This is a genomic window from Xanthomonas graminis pv. graminis (assembly GCF_030168915.1).
Classification (GTDB): Bacteria; Pseudomonadota; Gammaproteobacteria; order Xanthomonadales; family Xanthomonadaceae; genus Xanthomonas_A; species Xanthomonas_A translucens.
Genome location: NZ_CP076255.1, coordinates 4,268,979 through 4,288,249 on the forward strand (window position 1 = coordinate 4,268,979; position 19,271 = coordinate 4,288,249).

General features: G+C 69.7%; 15 protein-coding genes. 11 read left to right on the forward strand and 4 right to left on the reverse strand.

Annotated elements, in window-relative coordinates; translation table 11 throughout:
• Positions 1–14: 14 nt before the first annotated feature.
• The 6 genes from KHF85_RS18605 to KHF85_RS18630 all read left to right on the forward strand — a co-directional run bounded on the left by KHF85_RS18605 (position 15) and on the right by KHF85_RS18630 (position 9,009).
• Complete coding sequence (locus KHF85_RS18605) at positions 15–3,578, forward strand: lamin tail domain-containing protein (protein ID WP_284567798.1); 3,564 nt, start codon at positions 15–17, stop codon at positions 3,576–3,578.
• Positions 3,579–3,782: 204 nt separating this feature from the next.
• On the forward strand, positions 3,783–4,739 hold the full coding sequence (locus KHF85_RS18610; protein ID WP_284566649.1) for an IS1595 family transposase: 957 nt from the start codon (positions 3,783–3,785) through the stop codon (positions 4,737–4,739).
• A 345-nt stretch (positions 4,740–5,084) separates the two neighbouring features.
• A complete protein-coding gene (pdhA, locus tag KHF85_RS18615) occupies positions 5,085–6,173 on the forward strand; it encodes a pyruvate dehydrogenase (acetyl-transferring) E1 component subunit alpha (protein ID WP_284567799.1) in 1,089 nt (362 codons plus the stop codon).
• Complete coding sequence (locus KHF85_RS18620) at positions 6,166–7,245, forward strand: alpha-ketoacid dehydrogenase subunit beta (RefSeq protein ID WP_284567800.1); 1,080 nt, start codon at positions 6,166–6,168, stop codon at positions 7,243–7,245. Before pdhA ends, KHF85_RS18620 begins: the two co-directional genes overlap by 8 nt.
• A gap of 1 nt (position 7,246) precedes the next feature.
• On the forward strand, positions 7,247–7,597 hold the full coding sequence (locus KHF85_RS18625) for an SH3 domain-containing protein (RefSeq protein WP_284567801.1): 351 nt from the start codon (positions 7,247–7,249) through the stop codon (positions 7,595–7,597).
• Positions 7,594–9,009, forward strand: coding sequence for a dihydrolipoamide acetyltransferase family protein (locus KHF85_RS18630; RefSeq protein WP_284567802.1), 1,416 nt, complete (start codon positions 7,594–7,596; stop codon positions 9,007–9,009). The genes KHF85_RS18625 and KHF85_RS18630 overlap by 4 nt, the downstream gene beginning before the upstream one ends.
• 45 nt (positions 9,010–9,054) lie before the next feature.
• Here KHF85_RS18630 and KHF85_RS18635 read toward each other — a convergent pair whose 3' ends face one another.
• Entirely contained in the window at positions 9,055–9,744 is a 690-nt protein-coding gene (locus KHF85_RS18635; protein WP_284567803.1) for a hypothetical protein, read from the reverse strand.
• Between the two features lie 713 nt (positions 9,745–10,457).
• Between KHF85_RS18635 and KHF85_RS18640 the strand changes: the two genes are divergently transcribed.
• Complete coding sequence (locus KHF85_RS18640) at positions 10,458–12,035, forward strand: M4 family metallopeptidase (protein WP_284567804.1); 1,578 nt, start codon at positions 10,458–10,460, stop codon at positions 12,033–12,035.
• A gap of 234 nt (positions 12,036–12,269) precedes the next feature.
• On the forward strand, positions 12,270–13,541 hold the full coding sequence (locus tag KHF85_RS18645) for a DEAD/DEAH box helicase (protein ID WP_284567805.1): 1,272 nt from the start codon (positions 12,270–12,272) through the stop codon (positions 13,539–13,541).
• Positions 13,542–13,789: 248 nt separating this feature from the next.
• On the opposite strand, the gene KHF85_RS18650 is transcribed toward KHF85_RS18645, so the two are convergent.
• On the reverse strand, positions 13,790–14,113 hold the full coding sequence (locus tag KHF85_RS18650) for a DUF6172 family protein (protein ID WP_009584587.1): 324 nt from the start codon (positions 14,111–14,113) through the stop codon (positions 13,790–13,792).
• Between the two features lie 215 nt (positions 14,114–14,328).
• Between KHF85_RS18650 and KHF85_RS18655 the strand changes: the two genes are divergently transcribed.
• Positions 14,329–14,499: a hypothetical protein gene (locus KHF85_RS18655; RefSeq protein ID WP_284567806.1), complete on the forward strand. Its 171-nt coding sequence runs from the start codon at positions 14,329–14,331 to the stop codon at positions 14,497–14,499.
• A gap of 318 nt (positions 14,500–14,817) precedes the next feature.
• Positions 14,818–16,113 carry a carbohydrate porin gene (locus KHF85_RS18660; protein ID WP_284567807.1) on the forward strand — a complete coding sequence of 432 codons (1,296 nt, stop codon included), beginning with the start codon at positions 14,818–14,820 and terminating at the stop codon, positions 16,111–16,113.
• An 82-nt stretch (positions 16,114–16,195) separates the two neighbouring features.
• On the opposite strand, the gene KHF85_RS18665 is transcribed toward KHF85_RS18660, so the two are convergent.
• Positions 16,196–16,828, reverse strand: coding sequence for a Rossmann-fold NAD(P)-binding domain-containing protein (locus KHF85_RS18665; RefSeq protein ID WP_284567808.1), 633 nt, complete (start codon positions 16,826–16,828; stop codon positions 16,196–16,198).
• Positions 16,829–16,978: 150 nt separating this feature from the next.
• Positions 16,979–17,935: an IS1595 family transposase gene (locus KHF85_RS18670; protein WP_284566649.1), complete on the reverse strand. Its 957-nt coding sequence runs from the start codon at positions 17,933–17,935 to the stop codon at positions 16,979–16,981.
• Between the two features lie 291 nt (positions 17,936–18,226).
• Here KHF85_RS18670 and KHF85_RS18675 point away from each other — a divergent pair, with 291 nt between their 5' ends.
• Positions 18,227–19,153, forward strand: a complete 927-nt coding sequence (locus tag KHF85_RS18675) for a carbohydrate kinase family protein (RefSeq protein WP_284567809.1) — start codon at positions 18,227–18,229, stop codon at positions 19,151–19,153.
• The last annotated feature ends 118 nt before the right edge of the window (positions 19,154–19,271 follow it).

Below are 19,271 nucleotides of genomic sequence, written 5' to 3' on the forward strand. Positions count from 1 at the left end.
GGAGAGTCTTCGTCATGCGAACCATGCTGCTTCGTGCTGCAGTGTTGTCGTGCGCGCTTGCCTGTGCCGGGACCGGCCAGGCCCAGGTCGTCATCAGCCAGGTCTATGGCGGCGGCGGCAACAGCGGCGCCACCTACAAGAGCGATTTCGTCGAACTGCACAACAACGGCAACCAGGCGGTGAGCCTGGCCGGCTGGTCGCTGCAGTACGCCTCGGCCGCCGGCAGCAGCTGGCAGGTCACCGCGCTGGCCGGCAACATCCCCGCCGGCGACTACTACCTGGTCAAGCAGGCCGACGGCAGCGGCGGCAGCACCGCGCTGCCGACGCCGGACGCCACCGGCACCATCGCGATGAGCGGCACCGCCGGCAAACTCGCGTTGAGCAACGCGGCGACCGCGCTGAGCGGCGCCTGCCCCGCCGGCAACGTCGATTTCGTCGGCTACGGCAGCAGCGCCAGCTGCGCCGAAGGCAGCGCGCCGACCGCCGCGCCGAGCAACACCCTGGCGGTGCTGCGCGGCAGCGGCGGCTGCAGCGACAGCGACAACAACAACGCCGACTTCGCCACCGGCGCGCCGACCCCGCGCAACAGCGCCGCGGCCGCCAACCTGTGCGGCAGCGGCAACCAGCCGGTGGCCAGCGTGGCCAACCTCAGCCGCGGCGAAGGCGACAGCGGCAGCAGCGCGTTCGTGTTCACCATCGCCCTGAGCCAACCGGCCGGCAGCGGCGGGGTCAGCTTCCGCGTCGCCACCCGCGACGGCAGCGCCAGCGCCGGCAGCGACTACCAGGCCGTGGCCGCGACCAACGTGACCATCGCCGCCGGCGAAAGCAGCGCGCAGGTCAGCGTGCTGGTCAACGGCGACACCGCCAACGAGCCGGACGAGACCTTCTACCTCGACATCACCGGCATCAGCGGCGCCCTGCCGGCCACGCTGACCGCCAGCGGCGTGATCCTCAACGACGACTTCAACCTGGTGCCGATCCACAGCATCCAGGGCAGCGGCGCGCGTTCGCCGCTGGTCGGGCAGATCGTCGCCACCAGCGGCATCGTCACCGCGCGGCGCAGCGCCGGCTTCTTCCTGCAGGCGCCCGACGCCCAGGCCGACGCCGATCCGCAGACCTCCGAAGGCATCTACGTCTACACCGGCAGCGCACCGCCGGCCGAGGCCGCGGTGGGCAATGCGGTGCGGGTGCAGGCCACGGTACTCGAATACGTGCCGAGCGCCGACCCGACCCAGCCGCCGCTGACCGAGTTGGGCACGCCGACCGTGCTGCTGCAGTCCACCGGCAATCCGCTGCCGGCCGCGGTGACGCTGACCACCCGCTTCCCCGACCCGAACGGCGCCTACGACCAGCTCGAACGCCTGGAAGGCATGCGCGTCGCCGTGCCCAGCCTGACCGTCAACGCGCCCACCGGCGGCAGCGTCAACGAGACCAACGCCAGCGCCAGCAGCAACGGCGTGTTCCATGCCGTGGTCAGCGGCCTGCCGCGCGCCTGGCGCACGGCCGGCGTGCAGCAGCCCGACCCGCTGCCGGCCGGCTCCCCGGCCGACGTGCCGCGCTGGAACACCAGCCCGCAGGTGATCGCGGTGGGCAGCGCCGGCCTCGGCGGCGAGCGTATCGACGTGGCCAGCGGCTGCGTGGTGCTCGGCGTCAGCGGCCCGCTGGACTACAGCTTCCGCCGCTACACGATCTATCCGGAAACCGCGCCCACCGTGCAATGCAACGGCGCCGACCAGCCCAAGCCGGCGCCCGCGCCGCAGGCCGACGACGTCAACGTCGCCACCTACAACATGGAGCGCTTCTTCGACGACCAGAACGACCCGGCGATCGGCGAACCGGTGCTGACCGCGGCCGCCTACCAGGCGCGGCTCAACAAGGCCTCGCTGGCGATCCGCAACTACCTCAACACGCCCGACATCCTGGGCACGGTGGAAGTGGAAAGCCTGAGCGTGCTGCAGACCCTGGCCGCGCGCATCAACAGCGACGCGGTCGCCGCCGGCCAGCCCGATCCGCAGTACGTGGCCTACCTGCAGGAAGGCAACGACGTCGGCGGCATCGACGTCGGCTTCCTGGTCAAGACCGGCGCGGTCGGCGCCGGCATCGCCCGCGTGGAAGTGCGCTCGGTCAGCCAGCAAGGCAAGGCGACCACCTGGACCGAGCCGGCCGGCGGCAGCAGCCTGCTCAACGACCGCCCACCGTTGCTGCTGAAGGCGATCGTGCATTTCGCCGACGGCCGCACCCTGCCGCTGACCGTGGTCGAGGTGCACCAGCGCTCGCTCAACGGCGCCGAGACCGACGACGCCAGCGGCCTGCGCATCCGCGCCAAGCGCCAGGCGCAGGCGGTGTTCCTGGCCAACCTGCTGCAGGCGCGGCAAGTGGCCGATCCCGGCGAGCAGTTGCTGGTGATGGGCGATTTCAACGCCTTCGAGTTCAACGACGGCTACGTCGATGCGATGGGCACGGTGACCGGCCTGCCCTCGGCCGACGCGCAGACCGTGGTCGACGGCGATGGCGCCGACCTGGTCGCGCCCGACCTGTACAACCTGACCCTGCTGTCCACGCCGGACCAGAGCTATTCGTACGCCTACGACGGCAACGTGCAGTCGCTGGACCACATCCTGGCCAACCGCGCGCTGATGAACTCGGCGCAGGTCGCGACGCTCAGCGAGAGCCATGCGCGGCTCAACGCCGACTTCCCGGCCACTGCGCGCAACGACGCCAACTCGCCGGCGCGGCTGTCCGACCACGATCCGGCGGTGGTGCTGCTCACGCTCAAGCCGCTGCAGCGCGCCGACCTGAGCGTGACCGCGACCGCGGCCAATGCCGCGGTCTACGCCGGCGACACCATCCGCTACAGCGTCGCGCTCGGCAACGCCGGCCCGGATGCGGCGCGCTTCGCCGCGGTCGCCTTCGCCCTGGATGCGGCGGTGACGCCGACCGTGACCGCCGCCCCGGGCTGGGACTGCGCCGCCCCGGACGTAGCCGCGCAGACCGTGGTGACCTGCACCACGACGGCGTTCGCCGCCGGTGCCGCGCCGAGCGTCGACGTGGCGGTGCCTGCCACGGCCGACCTGGTCGGGCGCACGCTGACCCTGGCCGCCTCGGTCGCCTCGCAGACCCAGGACCCGAACGGCGGCAACAACGGCGCCAGCGCCGCGGTGGCGGTGCAGGCCGCACCTGCCGGCAACCTGGCGCTGCGCATCGACGGCCCGGCGACGCTGCCGCTGATCGCGTTCAGCGCCAACTACCGCCTCACCCTGGTCAACCATGGCAATGCGCCGGTCAAGCGCGCCAGCCTGAGCGTCAGCGGCAACACGCTGTCGGTGCTGTCGCTGCTGGTCCCGCCGCGCGGCTGGCAGTGCGTACGCCAGCCCCACGACCTGCGCAGCGTGCAATACCAGTGCAGCACCCGCGCCGACCTGGCCCCGGGCGCCAGCACCGCGTTCACCCTGACCACCGCGACCCGCCCGCTGCACGCCGACCGCAACATCGTGATCGAGGCTAGCGCCAACTCGGCCTCGTCCGATGCCGACCCGACCGACAACGCGGCACGCTTCAGCACCCGCATCGGCCGCTGAGCGCCAGCATCGGCTGGAACACGCTGGAACAAGGGCGCGGCCACAAAGCCGCGCCTTTTTTTGCGCTCGCTGCGACTCCACGCTCGCCGTGAAAGCCGCTCTGCTGGCTCAAGCCCCTGTGCCCTCGGGACCTGATTAGCGCTGTGTCTCAGCTGGTGATGCTGCCTTGGTTTAGAAATGCAGGTTCTTCAGTGAGATACGGCGATGACGCTCAATCGGATCCAGTTCCAAAAGGGGCTTTCGATTCCGGCTTTTCTGAGCCGCTACGGCTCCGAGGCGCAATGTGTCGAGGCCTTGGTTCAGGCCAGGTGGCCCAATGGCTTCGTGTGTCCGCAGTGCGGACACACGCATGCCAGTGGCTTTGAGCGGGGACGCCAGCACCTGTGGCAGTGCGCGCGCTGCCGGGTACAGACCAGCTTGACCGCCGGCACGCCCATGGCAGACACCAAGCTTCCCTTGCGGGTGTGGTGGCTGGCCATCTATCTGGTGAGCCAAGCCAAGAACGGAATTGCTGCGCTGGAACTGGCTCGGCAACTGGGCGTGTGCTATCGCACTGCATGGCGGATCAAGCACAAAGTGATGTCGGCGATGGCCGATCGTGAGCAGTCACGCCGGCTCGACGGAGAGGTCCAGATCGATGATGCCTATCTGGGCGGCGAACGCGCCGGTGGTCCAGGCCAACCGCAGTGGCGCAATAAAGTGCCGTTTATTGCAGCGGTTTCCCTGCATCAAGGGCGCCCGCGCTATCTCCGCCTGGATGTGGTCTCCAGCTTCCGAAGAAGCGTCGTGCACACGTGGGCTCAGCAGGCACTGGCACCGGGCACCCATGTCGTCAGTGATGGGCTGACAGCGTTCACCGGTGTGGGCTGGGCAGGCCTGACCCACGATGCCATCGTGACCGGAAGCGGCCGCAAAGGCGTCCAGCAGCCTCGTCTGCGTTGGGTCAATACGATCCTGGGCAATCTCAAAACGGCGCTTAGCGGCACCCACCATGCGGTGGACTTCCCCAAATACGGCGCGCGCTACCTGCATGCGCATGCCTACCGCTTCAATCGCCGCTTCAACCTGGCCGCCATGGTGCCGCGCCTGGCCAGTGCCCTGGCCGGCGCGGGAAGGCTCACAGAGCAGCAACTGCGTACGACAGCTGAGACACAGCGCTAATCAGGCCCTCGGGAGAGGGGGTGGGGGCGAAGCGTCTCGCGGAGTTTGGATGCACGAGGCTGCGCACGTCCCCTCATCCGCCCCTTCGGGGCACCTGTACAGCACGCACCAGGCCCACCCCGCCCTGAACATCCACCGCCACACATCCACACCCACGGCGAACCACCAACCGCAACGCAGCAATCGCCGAAGTCAACGCCAGCAGGGCGCAACGCCCACACAGCACACGTTTTTTGCTGCAATCCAGCAAGAACCTGTGCTGCGGTGCAGGACGGCTTTTGTGCACGCCGTCCTTAACATGCCGAGTCATATCATTTGAAACTTGTTGTCGAGAGTGCCGCTGTCATGACCATCGCCGCCCAGTTCGAAATCGAATACCTGCAGTACCTCGACGCGGACGGCCAGCCGGCTCGCGACGCCCTCCCGGCCGACTCGGCCAACCCGCAGACCCTGCTGGCGCTGTTCAAGCAGATGCTCTACGTGCGCACCTTCGACAGCAAGGCCGTGGCCCTGCAACGCACCGGCAAGCTCGGCACCTACGCCTCGTGCCTGGGCCACGAAGCCACCCACATCGGCATCGGCGCGGCGATGCGCAGCGGCGACGTGCTGGCGCCCAGCTACCGCGAATACGGCGCCATGTTCATGCGCGGCGTGCGCCCGCGCGAGGTGCTGCTGTACTGGGGCGGCGACGAACGCGGCAGCGACTTCCTGCGCGATTCCGACGCCGCCAAGGACTTCCCGATCTGCGTGCCGATCTCCACCCAGTGCCTGCATGCCGCCGGCGCGGCGCTGGCGTTCAAGCTGCGCAACGAAGGCCATGTCGCCGTCGCCACCTGCGGCGACGGCGGCTCCTCGAAGACCGATTTCTATGCCGCACTCAATTCCGCCGGCGCCTACCAGCTGCCGCTGATCCTGTGCGTGATCAACAACGGCTGGGCGATCTCGGTGCCGCGCGCGGCGCAGACCGGCGCGCAGACCCTGGCGCAGAAGGGTCTGGCCGGCGGCCTGCACTGCCTGCAGGTGGACGGCAACGACCTGATCGCGGTGCTGGAAGCGATGCGCCAGGCACGCGAGCGCGCGCTGTCCGGACAGGGCGCCACGGTCATCGAATGCATGACCTATCGCCTGTCCGACCACACCACCGCCGACGACGCGCGCCGCTACCGCGACGCCGACGAGGTCAAGCACGCCTGGGAGCGCGAACCGCTGACCCGGCTGCGCACCTGGCTGACCGCGCAGGGCCTGTGGAACGACGCCGAGGAAGCGGCGTGGAAGCAGGAATGCGCGCGCCTGGTCGACATCGAGGTCGATGCCTACCTGGCCACCCCGGTGCAGCCGGTGGAAGCGATGTTCGATCATCTGTACGCCGATCCGCCGCCGGACCTGCTCGCACAGCGCGCCGAGGCCATCGCCCTGGAGCAGCGCCATGGATGAGTTCAGCCCTCGGCTCGCCGACACGGCCGCCGCGCACGCGGCCGGCACCGCCCACAGCGCGGCGACAGCGCGCGGAGACAGCCCGATGACCAGCGCCCCCATCACCCTGATCGAAGCCGTCACCCAGGCCCTGGCCTGGGAACTGCAGCACGACCCGTCGGTGCTGGTGCTGGGCGAGGACGTTGGCGTCAACGGCGGCGTGTTCCGCGCCACCGCCGGCCTGCAGCAGCGCTTCGGCGCGCAGCGCGTGCTGGACACGCCGCTGGACGAAACCACCATCGCCGGCCTCAGCGTCGGCCTGGCCGCGCAAGGCATGAAGCCGGTGGCCGAGGCGCAGTTCGACGGCTTCGTCTATCCGATGGTCGATCAGCTGATCTGCCACGCCGCGCGCCTGCGCAACCGCACCCGCGGCCGCCTGCATTGCCCGATGGTGCTGCGCGTGCCGTGGGGCGGGGGCATCCGCGCGCCGGAGCACCACAGCGAAGCCAACGAGGCCATCTTCACCAACGTGCCGGGCCTGCGCGTGGTGCTGCCGTCCTCGCCGCAGCGCGCCTACGGCCTGCTGCTGGCGGCGATCCGCGAGCCGGATCCGGTGATCTACATGGAGCCCAAGCGCATCTACCGCCAGTACAAGGAAGTGGTCGCCGACGACGGCGAGGCGCTGCCGCTGGACGTGTGTTTCGTGCTGCGCGAGGGCAGCGACGTGACCCTGGTGGCGTGGGGCGCGCAGGTCAAGGAAGCGCTGGAAGCGGCCGACACACTGGCCACAGACGGCATCAGCGCCGAAGTCATCGATGTGGCCACGCTGCGCCCGCTGGACTTCGACACCATCGCCGAATCGGTGGCGCGCACCGGCCGCTGCGTGATCGTGCAGGAGGCCCCGCGCAGCGCCGGCTTCGGCGCCGAGATCGCCGCGCGCCTGGCCGAGCAATCGATGTACGACCTGGTCGCGCCGGTGCAGCGGGTGACCGGCTACGACACGCATATTCCCTTGTTCCGGCTGGAGATGAAATACCTGCCGAGCGTGGACAAGATCGTCGCGGCGGCCAAGCGTGCCGTCGCCGCAGGCTGACATGCGGGCGCGCCTGCTCAGCGACTACCGCGCCGCCTACCCGCACCCGATCCGCTTCGCCGCCGGCGAGCGCGTGGTACTGGGCGTGCGCGACGAGGAATGGCCCGCGTTCGTCTGGACCACGACCGCGGCCGGCAACGCCGGCTGGGCACCGCTGGCCTGGCTGCGCGCCACCGGCGACGGCCACGCCGAGGCGTTGCGCGACTACGACGCACGCGAACTGGATGCCGCGCAGGGCGATACCGTGACCCTGCATCACGAATACGGCGACTGGTGGTGGGCCGAGCGCGCCGATGGCGCGCAGGGCTGGCTGCCGGCGCGCGACCTGGAACTGCTGGAAGAGAGCACATGAGCCAAACCAAGAGCTTCAATCTGCCCGATCTGGGCGAAGGCCTGCCCGACGCCACCATCGTCGAATGGTTCGTCAAGGAAGGCGACACCATCCAGCTCGACGAGCCGCTGGTGTCGATGGAAACCGCCAAAGCGGTGGTCGAAGTGCCCTCGCCCGTCTCCGGCAAGGTGCTGAAACTGGCCGGCGCGCCGGGCGACATCGTCGTCACCGGCAGCATGCTGGCGCAGTTCGCGCCCGACGCCAGCATGCCGCAGCGCGCCGACGGCCAGGACACCGGCCACCACCACGGCGGCGCCGCGCCTGCCAGCTCCGGCAAGGGCGCCGGTGCCGATGCGCCGGGCGACAACGACCGCGTCATCGCCTCCGACACCGGCGGCGAACTGCGCGATGCCGACGCGGCGCCGGGCGATGGCGCGCGCGACGACGCCGGCACCGTGGTCGGTGCGATGCAGAGTTCCAACGCCGTGCACAGCGAGCGCACGGTCTCGGTCGGCGGGGTCCGCGCGATGCCGGCGGTGCGCGCACTGGCAAAGAAACTGGGCGTGGACCTGACGCGGGTGCGCGCCAGCGGCGGCGACGGCGCAGTGACCCTGGCCGACGTGAAGCAGGCGGCAGCGAACGGTTCGGCCGTTGTAGGAGCGGCTTCAGCCGCGACCGCACCGCCGCCGCAGGTCGCGGCTGAAGCCGCTCCTACAAAAACTGCAGCACCCTCGCGCACGCCACTGTCCGCCACCGGCAAACCGATGCGCACACAGCCGCCCGGCCCCGCCGCGCACGGCCAGCCGGAGCCGCTCAAGGGCGTGCGCCGCAACATGGCGCGGGTGATGGCGCAGGCGCAACGCGAGGTGGTGCTGACCACGCTCAACGACGATGCCGACCTCCATGCCTGGTCACCCGGCAACGACATGACCGCACGCCTGGTGCGCGCGATCGTCGCCGCCTGCCACGCGGTGCCGGCGCTCAATGCCTGGTTCGACGGCGAGGCGCTGACCCGCACACTGCACGCGCACGTGGATATCGGCATCGCCGTGGACACCGACGACGGCCTGTTCGTGCCGGCGCTGCGCAACGCCGACATGCTCGATGCGCGCGGCATTCGCGAAGGCGTCAACCGACTGCGCCAGCAGGTGGAAGCGCGCAGCATCGCCGCCTCCGAACTGAGCGGCTACACCATCTCGCTGTCCAACTTCGGCATGTTCGCCGGCCGCTACGCCACCCCGATCGTGGTGCCGCCGTGCGTGGCGATCGTCGCCGCCGGCCGCGCCCGGCACCAGCTGGTGCCGGTGCTGGGCGGGGTGGAAACGCACAAGCTGCTGCCGCTATCGCTGAGCTTCGACCACCGTGCCTGCACCGGCGGCGAGGCGGCGCGCTTCCTGCGCGCGATGCTCGACGAGCTGGCGTTGGCCGGCTGAACTGCGCGCCGCCGCCTCACCCCGAGGCGGCGGCGTGGCCCTCCATCAGTTGCGCTCGTCGACGCTCTGGATGAGCTGCAGCGCCACCTCGGTCACGCCGCTGGCGTTCTGCAGTTGCACCAGCGCCGCGTGCGCGGCCTCGACCGAGCCGTAGCGGATCGCCGCGCTGCCATCCATCGCCGAGGCGTAGACCGTGGTACCGCCGGTCCTGCGCGCCAACGCATCGGCCACCGCCGGCGTGGTGCCGAACAACTTGAGCTTGGGCGCGACCAGCACGGTCTGCGCGGTCAGTTCGTTGATTGCCGCGACCAGGCGCTCGTCCGGCGTGGACGGATCCGGCGGCGCATGCGCCGCGTCGCGGGCCTCGCGCCCCAGCAGGATCGCGTACGGGCCGACCCGTGCGGCCACGTGGTCCCCGGCATCCGCCGGATGCGGCCCGCGCAGGCGTTGTTCGGCGTGCAGGCGCACCACCGCGCCGGGAATCAGGCGATAGGTGGAATGTCCGTAACTGAAGCGCGCGCCGGTCGCCGCCTGCCGCAGCGCACCGATATCCGCTGCCTGCGCCGAGAGCGACGGCGTGACCAGCACCACCGCGGCCAGCGCCATGCCGAGCACGCGGCATGCGCTGCGATCGCGCCCGCGCTGCCACACCGCCAGCACCGGCGCACACCGCCAGCATCCGCGCATCGCCGCAACGAGCGCAGCCGACATCGGCCACAGGAGCGAACCGCGCATACGGTTGCGATTCCAAAAGGAGGAGGGAGACTCGGCGGGCACCAGCAGCGCACCGAGGCGACAGATATAGCAACCCGCTCTCCGCGGCGGCAATCGCCAATATCCGCAACGGTGACTTGCCGCGCATTTTGGATCGCCCGCGTCTACGATTAACTCCATACACATCGCGCAGGCATCGCCGTCGCTTTTCTACAGCCCAGAAAGGTATCGCAATCAAGCGCTCGCATTGTGCGTAATCCAGCTGAAAACGTGTGTTTTTTCGCCATTTTCGCAAATGCCCAATCGCGGCTTTCCGGCATACCGCAGCGGATCGAGCGTGGCTTGCTATAAACGATAAACATTGCATCTGCAACGCCGTGCAGCGCGATTATCGTTCGAGTGCCGCCTGGCGCAAACCGCCCGCTGCGTCGCCGCACAACCAGGGCGGGAGCGAAACCGCGCGGTTGCCGACACGCCGTTTCGCATCCTCATGGCCGGCGTAGCGACCCACACGCCTGCCGAAGCGGGACATCAGGCTCGCCATCCCACATTTGAAACATGAACGAAACCTGTCTACCAAAACTGGTAACTGCGTCGTTATGTTCGTGTCCAGGGCAACGGCAGCGTGCCATCTGTCGCAACGCTGCCGTGATCCACCACGCAACTGCAAGCAAGGTGGCCGCCCTGCGCTGCCACGCCGGCACGACTTTCCTTATCGCTCAGAGGAACCCGACATGACCCAGTCCATCCGCCGCCAGTGCCTGCTGGCGCTGTTGCCGTCGTTGCTGCTCGCCCTCGCCACCACCTCCGCCGCCGCGGCCGAACGCGTGGATCTGCACGGCAAGGATCTCGGCGCGCTCAACACCCAGTACCAGGCCGTCGCCACCAGCCTGGGCGGCGTGCCCGCGGCCGCCGCGGTGCGCCATGCCGAACTGGTCGGGCTGGATGCCGAGTCCGCGCTGCGCTTGCTGAGCAGCAGCACCGACGCCGACGGCACCGTGCACAGCCGCTACCAGCAGACCTTCCGCGGCGTGCCGATCTGGGGCGAGCACGTCGTGGTCAGCGAGCGCAGCGACGGCCGCGTGCGCAGCCTGTTCGGCCGCTCGGTCGCCGGCCTGGCCAGCGAACTGCCGGCCACCGCGACCGCCACGGCGGCCGCGCTGCTGCCGGCCGAGCGCGCGCTGGACGTGGCCAAGCGCGCCGCGCTCGGCGACGCACTGGCCGCGCGCCGCATCGAGCGCGCACAGGCGCCGCAGATGATCTACCTGGACGACGACGACCGCGCGCACATGGCCTACGTGGTGTCGTTCTTCGCCGACGCGCCGCAGGGCGGCGCACCGACCCGGCCGTTCGTGATCGTCGATGCGCGCAACGGCGCGGTGCTGCGGCAATGGGAGGGTCTGACCACGCGCGATGCCACCGGCCCCGGCGGCAACGTCAAGACCGGGCAATACGAATACGGCAGCAGCGGCAGCATCCACGGCTTCCTCGAGGTGGACGACAACTGCCGCATGCAGAACAGCGTAGTCAAGTCGGTGGACCTCAACGGCGGCAGCTCCGGCAGCACCGCCTACCAGTTCGCCTGCCCGCGCAACACCTACAAGGCCATCAACGGCGCCTACTCGCCGATCAACGACGCGCACTACTTCGGCGGCGTCATCGAGAAGATGTACCGCGCCTATGCCGGGGTGGCGCCGCTGAGCTTCCAGCTGGTGATGCGCGTGCACTACGGCACCCGCTACGAGAACGCATTCTGGAACGGTTCGACGATGAACTTCGGCGACGGCAACACCCGCTTCCATCCGCTGGTCAGCATCGACGTCGCCGGCCACGAGGTCTCGCACGGCTTCACCGAGCAAAATTCCGGCCTCACCTATTCCGGCCAGCCCGGCGGCATCAACGAAGCGTATTCGGACATCGCCGGCGAAGCCACCGAGTACTACCTCAAGGGCAGCAACGATTTCCTGGTGGGCCCGGAGATCTTCAAGTCCAACGGCGCGCTGCGCTACATGGCCAATCCGCCGCAGGACGGCGCCTCGATCGACAACGCCGCCAACTACCGCAATGGGTTGAACGTGCATTACTCCTCCGGCGTCTACAACAAGGCGTTCTACAAGCTGGCCACCACGTCCGGCTGGAACACGCGCACCGCCTTCGAAGTGTTCGCCCGCGCCAACCGCCTGTACTGGACCCCGAGCACCAGCTTCAACAGCGGCGCCTGCGGCGTGCGTACCGCGGCCAGCGACCTGGGCCGCTCGGTGGCGGCGGTGACTGCGGCGTTCAATGCAGTGGGCGTGACCTGCACCCAGTAAGTCCCGCTGCGGGCGCGACGCCACGCACGGCCATCCGCCATGGATGGCCGTGCGTCGTCGCGTGTCGGCACTAGGCATCGGCAGCGCAGCGCCGCACACGCTGCCGGCGCGCGGCCGGCCTCCACGCGCCTCGCGCGCAAGGCCGGCTGCGGTTAGGCTGCGCGCCTGCCTCCATCGCGATAAGGCGCGCCTGCGCCACGATCGCGCGACCGCCCCTTGCCTGGATTCCGTTGCATGCCATTCGCCACGCTGGGCCTAGCGCCCGAGCTGCTGCCCGCGTTTTCCCGCGCGCTCGACGCTGCCGGCTACACCGCGCCCACGCCGATCCAGGCGCAGGCGGTCGCGCCGATCCTGCGCGGCGACGACCTGCTGGCCTGCGCCGCGACCGGCTCGGGCAAGACCGCCGCGTTCGCGCTGCCGCTGCTGCAGCAGGCGGCGCTGCTGCCGCCCAGCCGCCGCGTGTGCGGACTGGTGCTGGTGCCGACCCGCGAATTGGCCACGCAGGTCGGCGACACCTTGCAGGCGCTGGGGCGCTACCTGCCGCGCCGCATCAAGGTGGCCGCGGTCGCCGGCGGCGCCTCGATCAATCCGCAGATGCTGAAGCTGCGCGGCGGTGCCGACATCGTCGTGGCCACGCCGGGCCGCCTGCTCGACCTGGCCGCGCACAACGCGCTCGACCTGGGCGCGGTGCGCACGCTGGTGCTGGACGAGGCCGACCGCCTGCTGGCGCTGGGCTTCGAAGCCGAACTGGGCCGGATCCTGGCGCTGCTGCCGCGGCGCCGGCAGACCCTGCTGTTCTCGGCCACCTTCCCGGCCGACGTGGACGGGCTGGCGCAACGCCTGCTGCGCGGGCCGCGGCGCATCGGCGAGGACGCCGCCGCCGCGGTTCCGGCGACGATCCGCCAGCGCGCGATCGAAGTGGACAGCGCGCAGCGCACCGCGCTGTTGCGGCACCTGCTGCACAGCGAGGGCTGGCCGCAGGCGCTGGTGTTCGTGGCCAGCCAGCGCGGCGCCGACAACCTGGCCGAGAAACTGCACAAGGCCGGCGTGCCGGCGCAGCCGTTCCACGGCGAACTGAGCCAGGGCCGCCGCAACCAGGCGCTGGCCGGCTTCAGGAGCGGCCAGGTGCAGGTGCTGGTCGCCACCGACGTGGCCGCGCGCGGGCTGGACATCGCGCAGCTGCCGGTGGTGGTCAACTACGACCTGCCGCGCGCCACCGCCGACTACACCCACCGCATCGGCCGCACCGGGCGCGCCGGCGCCGACGGCCTGGCGGTGAGCTTCGTCGATGCGGCCAGCGCGGCGCACCTGCGCCTGATCGAAAAGCGCCAGCAGCTGCGCGTGCCGCGCGAGCGCATCGCCGGTTTCGAACCGGCTTCGGCGGCCGTGACCGCCGCCGAAGCGGCGCCGCAGGCGGGAGGCATCAAGGGCAAGCGCCCGAGCAAGAAGGACAAGCTGCGCGCGGCGACTGCGCAGGGCGGTGGCGCGCTGCCTGCCAAGGATTGACCGCGTTCGCGGCCATGGCGAGAGATGCGCGCGCTATTGCGCAGCGCGACGGGCGCCAGCGATCCGATGCATTGCGTGCGCCGATCCTGTCGGTCGCGGCTGAAGCCGCTCCTACAGGGAGGGCAGCACGCTCTTGTAGGAGCGGCTTCAGCCGCGACCGGAGCTGCAACGCGCCCGCCTCGATCATCGCCGCCGATGGCCCGCAGGCCACCCGGATCCGCTCCCGCAGGCAGATGCGCGAACCGCCCTCAATCGTCGAACGGATCGGCCACGGCGGCATCGCCCTGCGGCCGCGGCGTGCGCTTGCCCGGCTTGCTGCGGATTTCCACGTAGAACTGGGTGCCGCCCGTGGCGACCAGGGCGTCGATCGAACGCAGCAGCTCGGCCGGCGGCACCACCGCGGCGCTGGCCTCTTCGGCGCCGAACAGCGTGTCGAAATCCCAGTAGTCGGCACCAGCCGGCAAGGTCTTGCGGCGTTCGCGGCGAATGTACTTGCGGATGTCGTGCTTGCTGGCGTCGAGCAGGCGGTCGGGGTGCTTGCCTTCGATGCGGAGCTGGTAGGTCTTCTTCACTGCGGGGAGGATCCTGGAAAGAGGGAACGCGGTGGCCGGGCATGCGCGGCAGCGGCCGCTGGCGGGACAGGCCGTCGCGCTGGCCGCCTGCGTGCGCGGCGGGCCGCCATGGTGCCAGAACCCGGCCCCGCGCTGCGGATTGGCCGATAGTCGGTGCGCGGCGCTTTGGCAGCAGCCCCTGCCCCCGTTCCGGACGCTGCGACGCAGCAAAGATCGTGGTTCCGCCGCTGCGCCGCGAGGCGGCAGCAGCGATGGCCAACGCCCGCAGCGCGGCCTGCTCGAACGCCAAGACCCTTGCCGCACAAGGCGCAACGGATGCCGCGGAGCACGCACCGCGGTTGGCATTCCCCACCAATCCTGAACAAAGAAAAACAAGAAAGATCTAATCCGAAAAATAACGAACATGAAACGAGCGTGGCGACGATATGCTCAGGACACAGGGGTTGCATCCGCATTCATCCAGTCCAGCGCAGCGCATTGCGATGGGCAACCGGGAGGCCATGTGTTCCATCCATGCACCGCCGCCGTCCGCCGTACCGCTTCCCGCTGCCGGGTCAGCGGCGCGCGCCGCAGCGCCTGTTTCGCTCCGCACCTTGCACACGCCGCCACTGCCGCCTGCCCCCAAGCGCCGGCAGCCGCCACGCCGGCGTCCTTCCCATGACCGGCCGCGCCCCCGTGCCGGCCCCGTACCAAGCGAGTCGCCCATGATGAACAAGACCCCATGCATCGCCCTGGCGGCGCTGTCGGCAGCGCTGTGCTGCGCACAGGCCGCGGCGCAGGATTTCGATCCGGCCAAGACCTTGACCGGCGACTGGGGCGGCACCCGCACCCGCCTGGTCGACAGCGGCGTGGACCTGCGCCTGTCCTACACCGGCGAGTTCGCGCACAACAACGTCGGCGGCAGCCGCGACGATACCTACGCCTATGCCGACCAGTTCTTCCTGGCCGGCACCTTCGACCTGGACAAGCTGTGGGCCTGGCGCGGTGCCACCTTCAAGGTCGAAGTGGCCAACCGCAACGGCGACTCGCTCAACGACGCGGCCGGCTTTCCGACCCTGCTGGCGGTGCAGGAGATCCACGGCCGCGGCGCGGTGACGCGCCTGAGCCAGTTCTCGCTGACCCAGGAACTGTTCGACGACCGCCTCAGCATCAAGCTCGGCCGCCTCTACGCCAACGGCGATTTCTTCTCGTTCTCCTGCAAGTTCCAGAACCTGAGCTTCTGCGGCGGCCTACCCGGCTATGTCAGCAACGGCTGGTACGTCGATCCGATCAGCCAGTACGGCGCGGTTGTCGCGTTCAAGCCCAACGACGCCTGGCGCTTCAAGCTCGGCGCCTACGACGTCAACCCGAACAACCTGGACCGCGACCAGGGCCTGAAACTGCGCACCGACGGCGACAGCCAGGGCACGCTGGTGGTGGCCGAGATCGAGTACCTGCCCACCTTCGGCGACGGCCTGCAAGGCCATTATCGCGTCGGCGGCTGGCGCAACAGCGCCGACTACCGCAACACCGTCACCGTCAGCGGCCTGCCGTCGGACGTCAGCGACGCCGCCACCGCGACGATGGACAGCGAAAGCGGCTACTACGCCACCGCCGAGCAGGTGCTGTGGCACGGACCCGGCGGCGGCACGCTGCGCCTGTTCGGCAACTGGGTGCAGGCCGACAAGGACACCGATCGCATCGACCAGATGCTGCAGCTGGGTGCGTGGCTGGATGCGCCGTTCGCCTCGCGTCCGGACGACCGCATCGGCTTTGCGGCCGGCCGTACCCGCGTCAGCGAACGCCTCGGCGATGCGCAGCGCCGCTACAACGCCGCGCTGCCGGGCGGGGCGACGGCGGTGGGCGTGCAGGGCTACGAATATCCGCTGGAACTGAACTACCAGTACGCCATCACCCCGGCGCTGTCGCTGATGCCGAACCTGCAGTACATCCGCAACGCCAACGGGATCAAGGACAACAACGGCGTGGTCGGTGGCCTGCGCGTCAGCATGAACTTCTGATCGCCGCGTGCCGCGTGCCGCGGCGCGTCAATGGCGACGCGGCCTATCCCGATCGCGTCAAGCGGCCATAGGCTTCTCGCGCTCAGATCAGGCGTTCGGAACCGATCACATGGCAGCCGGCACGCGGCCGCAACGCGCTGTCCACCAGCGCGGCAGCGACGCGCGCGGCGGGATTGATCCGGTAGCGCCGCGGCAGCAACGGACCCAGTACCTGCAACAGCGCGCCGGCCAGCCCCTCGGCCGCGCGCGGCTGCGCCCGCGCGCCGCCGATCAGGCCCGGGCGCACCAACGTGAGCGAGGGATAATCCAGCGCCTGCAGGTCGCGCTCCAGTTCGCCCTTGACCCGGTTGTAGAACAGCCGCGACTCCGGATCGGCACCCATTGCCGAATTCAACGCGAACGCGCTGGCCCCGTGCTGCCGCGCCAACCGCGCGATCGCCAGCGGGTAGGCGTGATCGACACAGCGGAACGCGTCGCGCGAGCCGGCCTGCTGCATCGTGGTGCCGAGCGCGCAGATCGCCGCGTCGGCCTGCCACCACGGCGCCTGCGCCGGCAGCTGCTCGAAGTCCACGAGCGGGTTGTGCAGTTTCGGGTGGACGCGGTCCAGCGCACGCCGGGTCGGCGCGACCACCGCGCTGCAATCCGGCGCGGCGAGCAACTGTGCCAGCACCTGTGCGCCGACCAGGCCGGTGGCGCCGGCGAGCAGGATCTTCATCGAGAACGTCCTCGCGCGATGGGGGAATCAAGCTAAGAGGATGGCAGGCACATGGGCAAGGCGATGTCTGCATGCGCGTCCTAGCTCCTCCAGGATCCACGAGGCGCTTCGCGCCGTACCCTCACCCCCACCCCTTTCCCGACGGCCTGATTAGCGCTGTGTCTCAGCTGTCGTACGCAGTTGCTGCTCTGTGAGCCTTCCCGCGCCGGCCAGGGCACTGGCCAGGCGCGGCACCATGGCGGCCAGGTTGAAGCGGCGATTGAAGCGGTAGGCATGCGCATGCAGGTAGCGCGCGCCGTATTTGGGGAAGTCCACCGCATGGTGGGTGCCGCTAAGCGCCGTTTTGAGATTGCCCAGGATCGTATTGACCCAACGCAGACGAGGCTGCTGGACGCCTTTGCGGCCGCTTCCGGTCACGATGGCATCGTGGGTCAGGCCTGCCCAGCCCACACCGGTGAACGCTGTCAGCCCATCACTGACGACATGGGTGCCCGGTGCCAGTGCCTGCTGAGCCCACGTGTGCACGACGCTTCTTCGGAAGCTGGAGACCACATCCAGGCGGAGATAGCGCGGGCGCCCTTGATGCAGGGAAACCGCTGCAATAAACGGCACTTTATTGCGCCACTGCGGTTGGCCTGGACCACCGGCGCGTTCGCCGCCCAGATAGGCATCATCGATCTGGACCTCTCCGTCGAGCCGGCGTGACTGCTCACGATCGGCCATCGCCGACATCACTTTGTGCTTGATCCGCCATGCAGTGCGATAGCACACGCCCAGTTGCCGAGCCAGTTCCAGCGCAGCAATTCCGTTCTTGGCTTGGCTCACCAGATAGATGGCCAGCCACCACACCCGCAAGGGAAGCTTGGTGTCTGCCATGGGCGTGCCGGCGGTCAAGCTGGTCTGTACCCGGCAGCGCGCGCACTGCCACAGGTGCTGGCGTCCCCGCTCAAAGCCACTGGCATGCGTGTGTCCGCACTGCGGACACACGAAGCCATTGGGCCACCTGGCCTGAACCAAGGCCTCGACACATTGCGCCTCGGAGCCGTAGCGGCTCAGAAAAGCCGGAATCGAAAGCCCCTTTTGGAACTGGATCCGATTGAGCGTCATCGCCGTATCTCACTGAAGAACCTGCATTTCTAAACCAAGGCAGCATCACCAGCTGAGACACAGCGCTAATCAGGTCCCGACGGGAGAGGGGCTATGCACAGCGCAGGCGGCTCCCTTCTCCCGTGCCCCGAAGGGGCGGATGTGGGTACGGGCGCAGCCTCGCTGCCCCACACCCAGGCAGCGGCCACAATCCCACACCACCCAGCATGGTCGCCGCGCTGCGGCTTGTACGCCACAATAGCCACCCATCGCGCCGCCCGGCGCCGCTGCAGCCAACCGAGGAGCCGTTCGATGTTCGTGGTGTGTGGAGAGGCCCTGTACGACATCTTCATCGACGGCTACGCCGGTACCGCGGTCGGCATGACCGCGCGCCAGGGCGGCTCGCCGTTCAACGTGGCGATCGGCCTGGCCCGCCTGGGTACGCCGTCGGCGCTGTTCACCGGGCTGTCCACCGATCCGCTCGGCCGCCAGCTGCGCAGCACACTCGAACACGAGGGCGTGGCGCTGCAGCACTGCATCGACAAGCGCGAGGCGACCACCCTGGTGATGGTCGCGCTGGACGCGCAGGGCGTACCCAACTATTCGTTCTACGGCACCGGCTGCGCCGACCGCGCGCTGACCGCCACCGACCTGCCGGCGCTCGACGCCACGGTCGGCGGCCTGCATTTCGGCTCCTACACCCTGGTCGCCGAGACCACCGCCAGCACCTTCCAGGCCCTGGCCGAGCGCGAACGCGCGCAGCGGCTGATCTCGCTGGATCCCAACGTGCGGCCGACGGTGGAACCGGACATGGCGGTGTGGCGCGCGCGGCTGGCGCGCTGGATCGCGCTGGCGCACGTGGTCAAGGTCAGCCAGGAGGACATCGAATTGCTGTACCCGCAGCAGGATCCGTTCGCGATCGCGCGCAGCTGGCTGCAGCAGGGCCCGTCGCTGGTGGTGATGACCCTGGGCAGCGACGGCGCGGTGGCCTGGCGCGGCGAGGCAGAAGCACGCGTGGCCGGGCGCGCGGTGCAGGTGGCCGATACCGTTGGTGCCGGCGACAGCTTCCAGGCCGCGCTGCTGCACCAGTTGCCCGACCTGGCCGCGCTCGCCGCGCTGGACCAGTCGGCGCCGGCGCTGCAGCGCTTGCTGGACTTCTGCGTGGCCGCGGCCGCAATCAACTGCACCCGCGCCGGCGCCAACCCGCCCAGCCTGGACGAGGTCCGCGCCGCGCTCTGAGGCGAGCCGTCCCTTCACAACGGTGCGCCTGGCTCCTGCGCGCTGCCCGACCGGATCGCCCGTACCACGGCCATGAAAGCGAACGCCGGGTGCCAGGTTCTATATGATGGACCGGCTG

Excerpts from the sequence above, each read along its gene's own strand:
- KHF85_RS18605 (WP_284567798.1), top strand. The coding sequence starts at position 15 with ATGCGAACCATGCTGCTTCGTGCTGCAGTGTTGTCGTGCGCGCTTGCC.
- KHF85_RS18610 (WP_284566649.1), top strand. The coding sequence starts at position 3,783 with ATGACGCTCAATCGGATCCAGTTCCAAAAGGGGCTTTCGATTCCGGCT.
- pdhA (WP_284567799.1), top strand. The coding sequence starts at position 5,085 with ATGACCATCGCCGCCCAGTTCGAAATCGAATACCTGCAGTACCTCGAC.
- KHF85_RS18620 (WP_284567800.1), top strand. The coding sequence starts at position 6,166 with ATGGATGAGTTCAGCCCTCGGCTCGCCGACACGGCCGCCGCGCACGCG.
- KHF85_RS18625 (WP_284567801.1), top strand. The coding sequence starts at position 7,247 with ATGCGGGCGCGCCTGCTCAGCGACTACCGCGCCGCCTACCCGCACCCG.
- KHF85_RS18630 (WP_284567802.1), top strand. The coding sequence starts at position 7,594 with ATGAGCCAAACCAAGAGCTTCAATCTGCCCGATCTGGGCGAAGGCCTG.
- KHF85_RS18635 (WP_284567803.1), bottom strand. The coding sequence starts at position 9,744 with ATGCGCGGTTCGCTCCTGTGGCCGATGTCGGCTGCGCTCGTTGCGGCG.
- KHF85_RS18640 (WP_284567804.1), top strand. The coding sequence starts at position 10,458 with ATGACCCAGTCCATCCGCCGCCAGTGCCTGCTGGCGCTGTTGCCGTCG.
- KHF85_RS18645 (WP_284567805.1), top strand. The coding sequence starts at position 12,270 with ATGCCATTCGCCACGCTGGGCCTAGCGCCCGAGCTGCTGCCCGCGTTT.
- KHF85_RS18660 (WP_284567807.1), top strand. The coding sequence starts at position 14,818 with ATGATGAACAAGACCCCATGCATCGCCCTGGCGGCGCTGTCGGCAGCG.
- KHF85_RS18665 (WP_284567808.1), bottom strand. The coding sequence starts at position 16,828 with ATGAAGATCCTGCTCGCCGGCGCCACCGGCCTGGTCGGCGCACAGGTG.
- KHF85_RS18670 (WP_284566649.1), bottom strand. The coding sequence starts at position 17,935 with ATGACGCTCAATCGGATCCAGTTCCAAAAGGGGCTTTCGATTCCGGCT.
- KHF85_RS18675 (WP_284567809.1), top strand. The coding sequence starts at position 18,227 with ATGTTCGTGGTGTGTGGAGAGGCCCTGTACGACATCTTCATCGACGGC.